Source organism: Nocardia sp. NPDC003269 (assembly GCF_042888005.1).
Taxonomy (GTDB): Bacteria; Actinomycetota; Actinomycetes; order Mycobacteriales; family Mycobacteriaceae; genus Nocardia.
This window is the reverse complement of the sequence record NZ_JBIAPA010000001.1, coordinates 1,953,818-1,966,749: the sequence shown is the minus strand read 5'-3', so window position 1 is coordinate 1,966,749 and position 12,932 is coordinate 1,953,818. Positions and strand designations below refer to the sequence as shown.

At 70.3% G+C, this 12,932-nt stretch carries 13 protein-coding genes; 5 read left to right on the top strand and 8 right to left on the bottom strand.

Annotation, left to right across the window (positions count from 1 at the left end):
* Window positions 1-78: 78 nt before the first annotated feature.
* Together mftC and mftA are read right to left on the bottom strand one after the other, a co-directional pair.
* A complete protein-coding gene (gene mftC / locus ACFYWJ_RS09265) occupies window positions 79-1,572 on the bottom strand; it encodes a mycofactocin radical SAM maturase (protein WP_355274632.1) in 1,494 nt (497 codons plus the stop codon).
* 2 nt (window positions 1,573-1,574) lie between these two features.
* Window positions 1,575-1,679, bottom strand: a complete 105-nt coding sequence (gene mftA / locus ACFYWJ_RS09260; protein ID WP_355273682.1) for a mycofactocin precursor MftA — start codon at window positions 1,677-1,679, stop codon at window positions 1,575-1,577.
* A gap of 174 nt (window positions 1,680-1,853) precedes the next feature.
* Here mftA and mftR2 point away from each other — a divergent pair, with 174 nt between their 5' ends.
* Together mftR2 and ACFYWJ_RS09250 are read left to right on the top strand one after the other, a co-directional pair.
* Window positions 1,854-2,492, top strand: coding sequence for a mycofactocin system transcriptional regulator MftR2 (gene mftR2 / locus ACFYWJ_RS09255; protein ID WP_218719662.1), 639 nt, complete (start codon window positions 1,854-1,856; stop codon window positions 2,490-2,492).
* Between the two features lie 37 nt (window positions 2,493-2,529).
* On the top strand, window positions 2,530-3,585 hold the full coding sequence (locus tag ACFYWJ_RS09250) for a ferredoxin--NADP reductase (protein ID WP_355273685.1): 1,056 nt from the start codon (window positions 2,530-2,532) through the stop codon (window positions 3,583-3,585).
* Between the two features lie 13 nt (window positions 3,586-3,598).
* Here the strand turns inward: ACFYWJ_RS09250 and ACFYWJ_RS09245 are convergent, their stop codons facing one another.
* From ACFYWJ_RS09245 to ACFYWJ_RS09230, 4 genes are all read right to left on the bottom strand, one after another.
* Window positions 3,599-4,372 (bottom strand): DNA alkylation repair protein, encoded by a 774-nt coding sequence (locus ACFYWJ_RS09245; protein ID WP_387161258.1) that lies wholly within the window; start codon window positions 4,370-4,372, stop codon window positions 3,599-3,601.
* Window positions 4,373-4,455: 83 nt separating this feature from the next.
* Window positions 4,456-5,220, bottom strand: coding sequence for an aspartate/glutamate racemase family protein (locus ACFYWJ_RS09240; RefSeq protein WP_355273694.1), 765 nt, complete (start codon window positions 5,218-5,220; stop codon window positions 4,456-4,458).
* A gap of 58 nt (window positions 5,221-5,278) precedes the next feature.
* Window positions 5,279-5,488, bottom strand: a complete 210-nt coding sequence (locus ACFYWJ_RS09235; RefSeq protein ID WP_355273697.1) for a hypothetical protein — start codon at window positions 5,486-5,488, stop codon at window positions 5,279-5,281.
* Between the two features lie 100 nt (window positions 5,489-5,588).
* On the bottom strand, window positions 5,589-6,788 hold the full coding sequence (locus ACFYWJ_RS09230) for an FAD/NAD(P)-binding oxidoreductase (protein ID WP_355273700.1): 1,200 nt from the start codon (window positions 6,786-6,788) through the stop codon (window positions 5,589-5,591).
* A 250-nt stretch (window positions 6,789-7,038) separates the two neighbouring features.
* Between ACFYWJ_RS09230 and ACFYWJ_RS09225 the strand changes: the two genes are divergently transcribed.
* Window positions 7,039-7,395 carry an SPW repeat protein gene (locus ACFYWJ_RS09225; RefSeq protein WP_355273703.1) on the top strand — a complete coding sequence of 119 codons (357 nt, stop codon included), beginning with the start codon at window positions 7,039-7,041 and terminating at the stop codon, window positions 7,393-7,395.
* Window positions 7,395-8,012: a TetR/AcrR family transcriptional regulator gene (locus tag ACFYWJ_RS09220; RefSeq protein WP_355273705.1), complete on the top strand. Its 618-nt coding sequence runs from the start codon at window positions 7,395-7,397 to the stop codon at window positions 8,010-8,012. The genes ACFYWJ_RS09225 and ACFYWJ_RS09220 overlap by 1 nt, the downstream gene beginning before the upstream one ends.
* Before the next feature lie 9 nt (window positions 8,013-8,021).
* Here ACFYWJ_RS09220 and ACFYWJ_RS09215 read toward each other — a convergent pair whose 3' ends face one another.
* Window positions 8,022-9,524 carry an MFS transporter gene (locus ACFYWJ_RS09215; RefSeq protein ID WP_355273708.1) on the bottom strand — a complete coding sequence of 501 codons (1,503 nt, stop codon included), beginning with the start codon at window positions 9,522-9,524 and terminating at the stop codon, window positions 8,022-8,024.
* Between the two features lie 102 nt (window positions 9,525-9,626).
* Between ACFYWJ_RS09215 and ACFYWJ_RS09210 the strand changes: the two genes are divergently transcribed.
* Entirely contained in the window at window positions 9,627-10,511 is an 885-nt protein-coding gene (locus tag ACFYWJ_RS09210; RefSeq protein ID WP_355273711.1) for a helix-turn-helix transcriptional regulator, read from the top strand.
* 123 nt (window positions 10,512-10,634) lie between these two features.
* Here ACFYWJ_RS09210 and fusA read toward each other — a convergent pair whose 3' ends face one another.
* Window positions 10,635-12,719, bottom strand: coding sequence for an elongation factor G (fusA, locus tag ACFYWJ_RS09205; RefSeq protein ID WP_355273714.1), 2,085 nt, complete (start codon window positions 12,717-12,719; stop codon window positions 10,635-10,637).
* Window positions 12,720-12,932: the final 213 nt, after the last annotated feature.

The following is a 12,932-nucleotide window of genomic DNA, read 5'->3' as shown; positions in this document are numbered from 1 at the left end:
GTCCGCCAGAAATGCCGCCGTGACCGAAAACCGGGCGCGTCAACAAGATCGGCAGCGCACTTTCGGCAACCGGCCTGTCTATCCGAGTGGACTCTCGTTGCACGCCTTGGCAGGAGCGCGCTTGACCGTCAACGGCAGCGAGACCCGACCGCGGGTACGAACCGGGCGCGAATGGTCGACCGCGGGTCGCGGAATCGTGCGCCCCGGCATCGACAGCGCCGCTTCGCCGTAGCCCTGCACGCATTCCGGGTCGGGACCGTTGGCGGGCAGGCCGGTGAAGAACTTGGCCGCCATGCAGCCGCCACGGCACGCGTCGTAGTGCGAGCACTTGGTGCACGCGCCACCGTCGACCGGCTCGCGCAGTTCGGCGAACAGCTCCGAGGTGGTCCACACCGCGTCGAAACCACCGTCGGCGACGATGTTTCCGGCCTTGAACCGGTCGTGGATGGCGAACGGGCAGGCGTAGACGTCACCGACCGGATCGACCAGGCACACCACCCGGCCCGCGCCGCACATGTTCAGGCCGGGCAGCGCCGAACCGAACGCGGACAGGTGGAAGAACGAGTCGCCGGTGAGCACGCCCTCGCCGTTGGCGACGAGCCAGTCGTAGAGCTCGCGCTGTTGTTCGGGCAGCGGGTGCAGCTCATCCCAGACGTCGGCGCCGCGGCCGGACGGACGCAGCCGGGTCAGCCGCAGGGTCGCGCCGTAACGGTCGGCGATGGCCTTGAACTCGTCGAGCTGGGCGATGTTGTGCCGGGTCGCGACGACCGAGAGCTTCGCGTCCTTGAAGCCCGCGTTGTGCAGGTTCTCCAGTGCGCGGATCGCGGTGTCGTAGGAGCCGGGGCCGCGCACGGCGTCGTTGACCGCGGCGTCGGCGCCGTCGAGCGAGATCTGCACGTCGACGTAGTCGCTGGCGGCCAGCCGCGCGGCGACCTCCTCGTTGATGCGAACGCCGTTGGTGGAGAACTTGACCCCGACGTGGTGGGCGGTCGCGTAGTCGACCAGTTCCCAGAAGTCGGGCCGCACCGTCGGCTCACCGCCGCCGATGTTGACGTAGAAGATCTGCATACGCTCGAACTCGTCGATGAGCGCCTTGCACTGCTCGGTGGTCAGCTCGTTCGGATCACGGCGACCCGACGAGGACAGGCAGTGCACGCAGGACAGGTTGCACGCGTAGGTGAGTTCCCAGGTGAGACAGATCGGCGCCGCCAGACCGGATTCGAACCGGTCGATCAGCTTGCCGCCCTGGGTGGTGTCCGTGGAGGCAGGCAGGCTCACCGGCGTGACCGGCGTGACCGGGCCCGGCGCGGGCACGATCATGTCGGTGTCGGCCAGCTGTGCCAGCGCCTTGATGTGCGCGTCGGACACGCCGACGCCCTTGGCTCGCAGCGCGTCCCGCACCGAGGCGTGGGCCGGCAGCGACTGCACCACGTCGACCAGATCGCGGCTCTTGAGGAACGAGAGCTTGCGGGTGCCGAAGTGGTACAGCAGCGCACCGAAGGACTCCGGGCGCAGCGAGACGCGCGGATGCAGCGCCCAGCGGGTGTCGAGATCGAGCACGCCTGCCTCCATCGTCAGTACACGCCGCACATGCCGTCGATGCTGACCTCTTCGATCAGCGTCTCGGTGACCAGGTCGGCGTCGGATTCGACGGTCGCAGGCGTTGCGTTCTCGGGCATGACTACCTCCATTGTGTTGCCGGTCACCGCCGACTTTAACGTCAGTGACTGCCATAAAGGGCGGAATTCGAAAATCTCGATGGCCGCGAGCGCCTCGGCGCACCCCTCTAGACTTCCGGGAGCAGGACGGGAACGGGCCGATGAGCCCGGTGGCAGTAGAGGTGAGGCGGAAGCTTGCGTAACCACGGAGGGGCAGGGAGCGGCGCGCATTCCACACTCTCGGAGTCGGAGATCGTCGAGGCGGCGCTGCGCGTCGTGCGCGAGGACGGCGTGGAGAAATTGTCGATGCGCAGACTCTCCCGCGAGCTCGGCGTCTCGCCGATGGCGCCGTACTACTACGTCGCCGACAAGCGGGAACTGCTCGATCTGGTGGCCAGCGCGGCGCTGCTCGGGGTGCGCAAGCCCACCCGCGAGTCGGGACCGTGGCAGGAGCGCCTGCGCGACCTCATCGATCAGATAGACGATAAACTGCGCAGGCATCCCGGCCTGGGCGACATCCTGCTCGAGCAGATGCTCGGCAAGCAGCTCGACCTGATCGACGCGGTGATGGAGATCCTGTTCGACGCGGGCTTCAGCGACCGCAACGTGCTGGCCGCGTATGCGACCATCCACACCTACCTGTTCGGGCGCAGCCGGGTGAATCCGCGTGACCGCTCCGCCCCCGCGGACGTGCTGTTGCCCGAGGCGGTGGCGCGGGCCACGAAGTACATGGCGGACCTGCGCGGCAAGTACTCCTACGACTTCGGGATGGAGGTGCTGGTCGCCGGTCTCGAGGCACAGCTTGCCCTGCAGGCGCGTCCCGACCTAGCATGAAACTGAAACACGTTCTAGTTTTGTTCGAGAGGACGACATGACCACAGTCGAGGTTCCGCACGGTTCGCGCTCGGTGGTGCTGCGGGTCGCCGCGGTGATCGCCGAAACGGCCGACACCCACTCCGTGGTCTTCGAGGTGCCCGCCGACCTCCGCGAACGCATGGCCTACACCCCGGGCCAGTTCCTGACCCTGCGCATCCCCAGCGACCAGACCGGCTCGGTCGCGCGCTGCTACTCGCTGGCCAGCTCGCCGTTCACCGACGATCTGCCCAAGGTGACGGTCAAGCGCACCGAGGGCGGCTACGGCTCGAACTGGCTGTGCGACAACATCTCCGCCGGTGACGAAGTCGAGGTGCTGCCGCCCTCGGGCGTGTTCACCCCCAAGAACCTCGACGAGGACCTGCTGCTGTTCGGCGCGGGCAGTGGCATCACCCCGGTGATGTCGATCCTGAAGTCGGCGTTGTCGCAGGGCAACGGCAAGATCGTGCTCGTCTACGCCAACCGCGACGCCGACTCGGTGATCTTCGCCGACGAACTGCGCGACCTGGTCGGCAAGCACCCGCAGCGACTGTCGGTCATCCACTGGCTGGAACCGCTGCTCGGCCTGCCCACCGCCGACATGCTGGCCACCCTGGTCGCCCCCTACACCGCCTACGAGGCGTTCATGTGCGGCCCGAAGCCGTTCATGGACCTGGTCCACGACGCGCTGGCCACCCTCGAGGTGCCGCGTGCCCGCACCCACGCCGAGGTGTTCAACTCGCTGGCGGGCGATCCGTTCGCCGACCACGCCCCCGTGGAGATCTCCGACGAGGAGGCCGCCGACGCCGCGACCGTCGAGGTGGAGCTCGACGGGCAGGTGCACGAGCTGTCCTGGCCGCGCAAGCAGACCCTGGTCGACATCATGCTCGACAAGGGCCTGGACGTGCCGTACTCCTGCCAGGAGGGCGAGTGCGGCTCCTGCGCGTGCACCGTGCTCGAGGGCAAGGTCGAGATGGGCAACGCCGAGATCCTCGACCCCGAGGACATCGAGAACGGCTACATCCTGGGCTGCCAGGCCCGGCCGGTCACCGACCACCTCAAGATCCAGTTCTGAGCGGGCGGGCCGCCTAGCGCATCGCGCGGTAGGCGGCGCGTTCCTCCGGGGTCAGGTGCTCGGCGGCGTAGCTCAGCGCGGTCCGGCCCATCCTCGCCGCGTTGGCGTCGAGGAAGCCGGTGAGGACCGCGGGATCGACGCGCTTGCCGATCTCGCGCAGCATCCAGCCGAGCGCCTTCTGGATGAGGTCGCGGCGGTCGTCGAGCAGCTCGCTCGCCAGTTCCAGCGTGGTGCTCGGATCGCCCGCCTTGATGAAGGCGAATGTGGACAGCAGCGCCACCCGGCGCTCCCACAGCGAGTCCCGCCGCGCCAGGTCGAAGAGCAGGGTGCGGTCCTTGTCGAGCAGCCACGGACCGACGATGTTCTCGGCGGAGGCGTCGACCAGATCCCAGTTGTTCACCCGGCCCCGGCGCACCGCGTCCAGGTAGAACTCAACCATCTCCGCGCGCGCCGCGTCGTCGCGGGTGCGCGGTTTCGACGCCGTGGCGAAGCGGGCGTTCAGGACGAACAGCGCGGCCAGGCGTTCCTCGTGCACCGGGCTGTCGAGCAGATCGCCGACCTGCTTCAGCGGGAGCGTGCCGAACCGCTTGGCGACCTTGCGCGTGGCGGGGACACGGACGCCGAGGAAGACGTCGCCCTCGCCGTACTCGCCCGCACCGGTCTTGAAGAACCGTTGCAGGTGGATGGCATCGGCGGGATCGGCTTGCTCGGCGAGCGCCGCCCGCACCTGCGCGGCAGTGGGGAGCTCGGACACAGGGCACCTCCGGCGTCTGGGAATCCCTCGCATTCAACACCGGCGGGCCGACAGATTCGCGCCGACATCCGGCAGGCGTCGGCGCTTTTCCGGCACCGGCGCTCGTGGGGATGGCTTCAGCCGGGCAGCGCGCCGACCACGCGGCCGGACTCGAAAGTGGCGGCGCTGCTGGGCAATTCCCCCGGCCGGCCGCTGGTGCGTACCGTGACGCTGCCGCTGCCGATGGTCGGGCGGCCCAGTTCGTCCATCTTGCGGATCGTCTGGGCGGCGACGGCCTGGGCACTGTCGAACAGGCGGACACCGTCCGGCAGCGCGCCGATGATGGCATCGATGACCAGCGGATAGTGCGTACAGCCGAGGACGACGCCCTCCACGTCGGCGGGTGTGCGGGCGGCGGCGTCGGCGATGGAATCGGCGATGGCGGGCAGGTCGCCGCGGTCGATGGCGTCGGCCAGGCCGTGACAGGCCACCCCGACCACCTTCGCGTCACCGGCGAACCGGGCGATCAGGTCGGCCTGATAGCTGCTGGCGGTGGTCGCCGCGGTGGCCCACACGGCCACCGACCGGCACTGGGCCGCCGCGGGCTTGATCGCGGGCACGGTCCCGATCACCGGCACCGCGTCGCCCACCTCGGCCCGCACGTGCGCCAGCGCCGTCACGCTCGCGGTGTTGCACGGCAGCACGATCACTTCGGCGCCGAGTTCGAGCGCCTGACGTGCCGCGCCGAGCACCCGCTCGACCACCCAGTCCTCCGGCTTGGGCCCCCAGGGCGCGCCGTCGGGGTCGAGCAGGAGCAGCAGATCCACGTCGGGACGCATTGTGCGCAACCACGCCGCCGTCGGCAGCAGGCCGAGGCCGGAATCGATAAGCGCGACGATCACGGGGTCCACCGTATTACAGGCCGCCGAATCGCCCTGTCGCGCCCGTATCCCCGCCCGGCTACACCAGTTCGATCTCGTCGAACCCCACCGTCAGGGTGTGCCGCCGTTCCCGCAGGACACCGCCTTCGCGGTGCACGCTCCCCTCCGCGAATTCCAGCCGCACCGTGGCGCGGCGGACATCGACCTCCTTGACCACACCGCAGACACCGCTGAACGGGCCCTCCGGGAAATAGACGACATCACCGGCCGAGTACTCGGTAAACCCCACGGCGCCACAGTAATCCAGGCCGGTGACAAGTTCGGCGGCCTCGGCCGGTTCTGTGCCGCCGTCCCGACGAATCGGCGCGGCGGCTGTGAACCTTTCCGGATCAGCCCGCGGCGGCGAGCAGATCGGCGACCGGAGTGTCGGTGGCCAGCTTGGCGCGCAGCTTCATCACCTGACCGGTCAGGCCTGCGCCGAGAACGGCGGTGAGGATGCCGTCGCGGGAGTAGTAGACGAGGAACTTGCGGCCGTCGTCGCTGACGACGGTGACGTCGTCGGCGGGCGACGGGGTGCCCAGCGCCTGGATCTTGACGTCGTACTGGTCGCTCCAGAAGTACGGCACCCGCGCCGCGGTCGGGGCCGCACCGCCGAGCATCGCGGTGACCAGCAGCTTCGCCTGCTCGCCCGCGCTGGTCCAGTGCTCGACGCGCTTACGGACGCCGGTGTCGTGCTGCCAGGCGGCGACGTCGCCGACCGCCCAGACGGCCTCGGCGGAGGTGCGGCCGACCTCGTCGGCCAGCACGCCGCCGCCGGCGGACGGCTCGGCCAGTTCGATGCCGGAATCGGCCAGCCAGTCGGTCACCGGGACCGAACCGACCCCGATCACCACCAGATCGGCCTCGACCTCGGTGCCGTCGGTGAGCAGCGCGCCGCGCACCCGGCCGGAGTCGTCGGACCGCAGGGTGTCGACGCCGACGCCACAGCGCAGGTCGACACCCTCGGCGCGGTGCATGCGACCCACCAGGCCGCCGATCTGCTCGCCGAGCACCGAGGCCAGCGGGGTCGGCTGCGGCTCGACGAGGGTCACCTCGACACCCGCGGCCCGGAAGCTGGCGGCCAGTTCACAGCCGATGAAACCGGCGCCGATGATCAGCGCCCGGTTGGCGCCGTCCAGTTCGGTGCGCAGGGTCTGCGCGTCCTCGTGCGCGCGCAGCACGTGCACGCCCGCCACTTCGGGCAGCCCGGGCAGCCTGCGCGGCCGCAGACCGGTCGCGATGATCAGCTGGTCGTAGCCGAGCGCGCTGCCGTCGGCGAGGGCGATCGTGCGGGCGGCGGTGTCGACGCCGGTGACCGCGGTCCCGAGGCGCAGCTCGATGTCCTTCTCCGCGAAGAACTCCGGCGGACGCAGGGTGGTGTCGTCGGTCTCGCCGCGCACGAACTGCTTCGACAGCGGCGGGCGGTCGTACGGCGGGCGCGACTCGTCGCCGAGCAGCAGCACGCCGCCCTCGTACCCGGCCCGGCGCAGTTCCTCCGCCGTGCGCAGACCTGCCAGACCCGCTCCGACGATCACGATGGGCGCGCTCATACCTGTGTCCTCTCGGCATGTGCGGCGCCCGCCGCGCTCGCGCGAGCCACCGCCGCCGGGAGCTGACCGCCCATGCCATGTCCTTGTGTCGCGGGCCACTACGGCCCCCCGAATGTTTGTACCAGTGCGCCCCGCCACAGGTGATACCCACGTCGCAACGCAACCGTGCCGGTTCCGATATCGACCGGGCGGTCAATCAGGAGTAGACCGAGGTCAGAAGTATTTTTCGTCTCTCGAGGAGGCAGTTCCCATGTTCACAGACAGCCGCGCACAGGATCTTCTCGCCGTCGTGCTCGGCGCATTCACCGCGCTGTCGCCCCTGTGGGTCGACACCAACGACAACGCCCGCTGGACCCTCATCGTGCTCGGCGTCCTCATCGCCGCGGCCGGACTGGTCCAGATGGCACGGGCGAGCATGACCGGCGCCGACTACGCGATGGGCCTGTTCGGCGTCCTGCTGTTCATCTCGCCGTGGGCGATGGACTTCACCGCGTTCAGCGGCGCATCCTGGACCGCATGGGTGGTCGGGGTAGTGACGGCGGTGGTGGCGGTCGCCGCGCTGCCGGCGATGAACGAGCGCCTGCACAAGATGGCTCCGCATCACTGATGCCGGGCCGACGCGTCGGGCGCCGCAACGCGAAACGCGATGGCGACGCCCGGCAACTCATTCTGGATGCCGCCGAGAACCTGTTCGCCGCACAGGGATTCGACGCCACCCCGACCGCGGCGCTGGCCGCGGCCGCCGGTGTGCCCAAGGGCCTGGTCTTCTACTACTTCCCCACCAAGAACGCGATCCTGTCGGCACTGATGCGCGAACGCGTTCCCACCCAGCCGCTCGACGACCTCGACGCCGTCGTCGCCCCCGGTGATCCCGCCACCAGCCTGGTCAACCTCGACACCGCCATCAATCTGCGCGATCACCACTCCTCGGTCCTGCGCGTGATCATGTGGCGCGAGGCCGACACCCACCCCGACGTCCGGCGCACCCTGCGCAACCTGCGCGACCAGCTCCTCGACGCCACCGCCCGCGTCCTGCAGGCCAGCGTGCCGACACCGGTGCGCCCGAGCACCCTGCACGCGTGCGCGGCGGCCTGGGTCTCGGCCATGTTCGCCATCGCCAGCACCGACCGCCTGCACGCCCTGGACGGCGTCCCCGTGCCGACCCCCGACGATCTGCTCGATGTCGCCCAGGTGGTGGCGGCGGGGATGACCCAGCTGGGCTGAGGGCCGTCCTCAGCCCAGCGCGGCCACCCGCTCGTCACCGGTCACCCCGACCGCGTCTCTCCTGCCCCGCAGGACCCGCACGGCCGCCACACCCAGCACGACGTGCAGGACCGCCGCGACCGACGCGACCGCGTGCAGTCCCGTGACGAAGGCGCCGCGCGCGTCATCGAGCACCGCGGGACCCATCCCGGGCAGCCGCAATGTCTCGCCGAGCGTCGGCGCGAGATCGGGTCCGGCCAACCGGAACACCAGCGCGGCCAGCGAGCCGAAGACCGCGATCCCGAAAGCGTTGCCCAGTTCGTTGCCGGTCTCGGCGAGCGCCGCGGCCGACCCGGCCCGCTCGGGCGGCACCGCCGCGACGGCGATCTCGGCCACCACGCTGAACGAGATCCCGTAGCCGATACCGGCGACGGCGGTCGAGGCGATGTACCAGCCGCTGCCGCCCGTGTCGTCGGCGAGCAGCAACAGCGCCAGCCCCGCCGCGATGCAGAAATGCGCGCTGATCAGCGCGTTCGACGGGCCGATCCGGGCGACCACGGCCGGTGTCACGACCGCGGCCACGGTGAGCACGACAGCGCCGGGCACCGCGAGTGCCGCGGCCTGGGCGACCGTGAGCCCGAGCACGGATTGCAGGTAGGTGCTCGCGAGATAGGCGGTCGCCGACCACGCCGCCAACGGCAGGAACCCGGTGACGATCGCGATCGCGAACACCGGATTGCGGAACAGCCCGAAGTCGACGAGCGGGTGCGCGAGCCGGAACTGCCTGCGCGCGAACCAGCCGAGCAGCACCACGCCCGCCACCCCGGCCACCGCTCCGACCGCCGACGGACCGGCCGCGGCCGCGTGCTTCACCGCGTACATGGTGAGCAGCAGCCCGGCCGCCGAGGCGAGCACACTCGCCACGTCGACCCGGCCGGTCGACGGTGCCCGCACCTCGCGCAGCAGGATCGGCGCCAGCAGCAGGAACACCAGCAGCACCGGCAGATTGAGCAACAGCACCGAACCCCACCAGTACCGGGTGAGGAGCTGCCCGGCCACAATCGGCCCGATCGCGAAGCCCGCGGCGAAGGTCGCGGCGAAGATCCCGATGGCCTGCGCCCGCGCGCGTGGATCGGCGAACAGGGTGCTCAGAATGGCCAGCGCCGACGGCAACAGCGTCGCCCCGGCCACGCCCATCAGCACGCGCAAGCCGATCAGGATCTCCGCGCTCGGCGCGAAAGCCGCTGCCGCCGAAGCGATGCCGAAGACCGCCGCGCCCACCAGCAACAGCCGCAACCGGCCGTACCGGTCGCCGATCGCGCCGAAGGCGATCAGCAGCGAGCCGACCGCGAAGCCGTAACTGTCCAGGATCCACAGGGATTGGTCCGCGGACGGGGTGAGCGCGTCGGTGATCGCGGGCATGGCCAGGAACAGCACCGAGCCGTCCATGGCGACCAGCAGCACCGGGCCGAGAATCACCAGCAGGCCGAGCCAGGCCCGCAGCGGTGTGGGTGGGGTGTCGAGTCGAGTCATACCTCGAATCTGCGGTGGTCCGCGCCCGGCAACCAGCCCCCGTGATGGGTACACCTCGCGGGGATACCCGGCGGCTCGCGTTCCTGCCTACGATCGGAAGGCATGGAGCTGGAAAGCCTCGGCACGTTTCTCAAGGCCCGCCGCGACCGGGTCACGCCCGAGCACATCGGGCTGCGGACCTACGGCGCGACCCGCCGGGTGCCCGGCCTGCGCCGCGAGGAGCTGGCCCAGCTGGCCGGGGTCAGCGCCGGGTACTACACGCGGCTGGAGCAGGACCAGGCGGGAACGGCATCGGCGCAGGTCATCGATGCTATCGCGCGGGTACTGCGGCTGGATGCCGCCGAGACCGCGCACCTGCACAATCTGGCCGGATCGCCCGCCACGCCGCGGCTGACGCGGGCCGCGCCGGAACGCGCGCACCCCAGGGTCCTGGCCCTGCTCGACGCGCTCGGCGAGAGCATGCCCGCCGTGATCCTCGGCCGCCGCGGTGACGTCCTGGCCTGGAACCGCACCGGGCACGCCCTGTTCGCCGATCACCTCGACTTCGCCGCGCCCGCCGATCCGTCGGTGCGGCCGTCGATCCCGCGCATGTTCTTCCTCGATCCGCTCAGCCGGGACCGGCACCGCAACTGGTCCGAGCTGGCCCGCGTCCACGTCGCGTACCTGCGCCTCACCGCGGGCCGCTACCCCACCGACGCGCACCTGGCCGAACTGATCGGTGAACTCGCCATGCGCAGTACCGAATTCGCGACACTGTGGGCCGAAGGGGAAGTCGCCGATTGCACCGTCGGCGCGATGCGGCTGCACCATCCCACCGTCGGCGATGTCGATGTCGACTACCAGGTGTGGTTGCAGCCGGACAGCCCCGACCACCGGCTCGAGGTCTACACCCCGCGCGACGCGAGCTCCGCCGACGCGCTGCGGCTGCTCGCCCGGGCGACAGCGGAGAGTGCGACCCACCAGGATCGGGTCGTCATCACCGAATGAGCGACTACCTCGGCATCCACGGGCAGACAACACCGACGTCCCGTCACGCCCGCGACGACGTTCGACCGCGCGCGGTCCGAGCCGGTGGCGCCGCATCCGTGGATACGACGCCACCGGGTTCGATCAGCCGCCGGCGATGACCGACTCCGCGAGCGCCGCCGGTACCGGCGCGTAGGAGTCGAACTCCATGAAGAAGTAGCCCCGGCCGTGCGTCCTGGAACGGAGGTCCCCGATGTAGCCGAACATCTCCCGCATCGGCACCAGCGCGTGGACGGCCTGCGCGCCGCGGCGTTCGGAGAGGCCGGTGACCCGACCGCGCCGAGCGTTCAGATCACCGATCACCTCGCCGAGGTGCTCCTCCGGAGTCACGACCTTGACGGCCATCACCGGTTCGAGCAGCACCGGCTTCGCCCGCGCGACCGCGGCACGCACCGCCGCCGCACCGGCCAGCCGGAACGCCAGGTCCGACGAATCCTGCACGTGGGCGGCGCCGTCGAGCAGCGTCACCCGCACGTTCACCAGGGGGAACCCGGCGAGCGCGCCGACCCGCAGCGCGTCCTGCGCGCCCGCGTCGACCGCGGGGATGTACTCCCGCGGCACGCGCCCACCGGCCACCCGGCTCTCGAATTCGTAGACCGCGCCGTCCTCGGCCACGTGCGGCGCCACCGCGATCACCACCTTGGCGAACTGCCCGCGCCCGCCCACCTGCTTGCGGTGGGTGTACTCGAACTGCTCGACGGCGGCGGTGATGGTCTCGCGATAGGCCACCCGTGGTGCGCCGATCTCGGCCTCGACCCGGAACTCCCGGCGCATCCGGTCGACCAGGATCTCCAGATGCAGCTCGCCCATGCCACCGATGACCGTCTGCCCGGTCTCGGCGTCGACCTGCACGGTGAACGTCGGATCCTCCTCGGCCAGGCGCGCCAGGGCGGTGCCCAGCTTGTCCTGATCCGCGCGGGTCCGCGGTTCGATCGAGACCGCCAGGACGGGTTCGGGGAAGACCATCGACTCCAGCACGACCGGCTGGTTCCGATCGCACAGGGTGTCGCCGGTGCCCGTCTCCTTCAGGCCGATGACAGCGCAGATCTGCCCGGCCTGCACCCGGTCGACGGCGATCTCGGTGCTCGAATGCATCTGGAACAGCTTGCCCAGGCGCTCCTTTCGTCCAGTGGTCGAATTCAGTACGGTCGCACCGGGTTCGGCGCGGCCCGAGTAGACCCGCAGGTACACGAGCTTGCCGAAGAACGGGTGCAGCGCGACCTTGAACGCCAGCGCCGCGAACGGCTCGGCGACATCGGGTGCGCGCTCGATGTACTCGCCCTCCGGCGAGAACCCGTGCACGGCGACGACATCCAGCGGCGACGGCAGGTAGTCGACGACCGCGTCCAGCAGCGGCTGCACGCCGATGTTGGCCAGCGCCGAACCGCACAGGACCGGGTAGGCGCGCGCGTCGATCGTCATCGTGCGGATGGCGGCCTTGAGCACGTCGACCGGGATCGGCGCACCGGCGAGGTAGCGCTCCAGCACCGCCTCGTCGGCCTCGGCGACCGCGGCCACCAGCGCCTCGCGGTGCAGTTCGGCCTCGACGCGCAGTTCGTCCGGGATCTCGACGATCTCGAACCGCGCGCCGCGGTCGGTGTCACCGCGCCACACCTTCGCCGTCATCTCGACCAGGTCGACGATGCCCTCGAACGCGCTCTCGGCGCCGATCGGCAGCTGGATCACCAACGGCCGCACGCCGAGTCGCTCCGCGATGGTCCGCACGGTGAACGCGAAGTCCGCGCCGAGCTTGTCCATCTTGTTCACGAAACAGATCCGTGGCACGCCGTAGCGATCGGCCTGCCGCCACACCTGCTCCGACTGCGGCTCGACACCTTCCTTGGCATCGAACACGGCGACCGCGCCGTCGAGCACCCGCAGCGACCGCTCCACCTCGACGGTGAAGTCGACGTGGCCGGGGGTGTCGAGGATGGTGATCTCGTGCTCGTTCCACCGGCAGGTGGTGGCCGCGGCGGCGATGGTGATGCCGTGCTCGCGCTCCTGGATCATCCGGTCCATGGCGGCGGTGCCGTCGTGGACCTCACCCAGGGTGCGGGTGACGCCGGTGTAGAACAGGATGCGTTCGGTGGTGGTCGTCTTGCCCGCGTCGATGTGGGCGGCGATGCCGATATTGCGCAGGCGGGCGAGGTCGGTCCGTCTCGTGGTCATGGGAATCCCCCAGTACGTCAACTAGTTCGGTCGAAGAAGTCGACGCTCGCCAGTTACGCGTTCCACCGGACGGCACGGGCATCGAATCACGCGCCGCCCCACCGGCGCCCGAGGACCCGATGCGAACTAGCGCCGCGACAGCGGACGTACCGTAACCATGCCCCCAGTTCTACGCGCCCGGAGCGGGCCTGTCGACCGGTTTTCCGGAGGGTG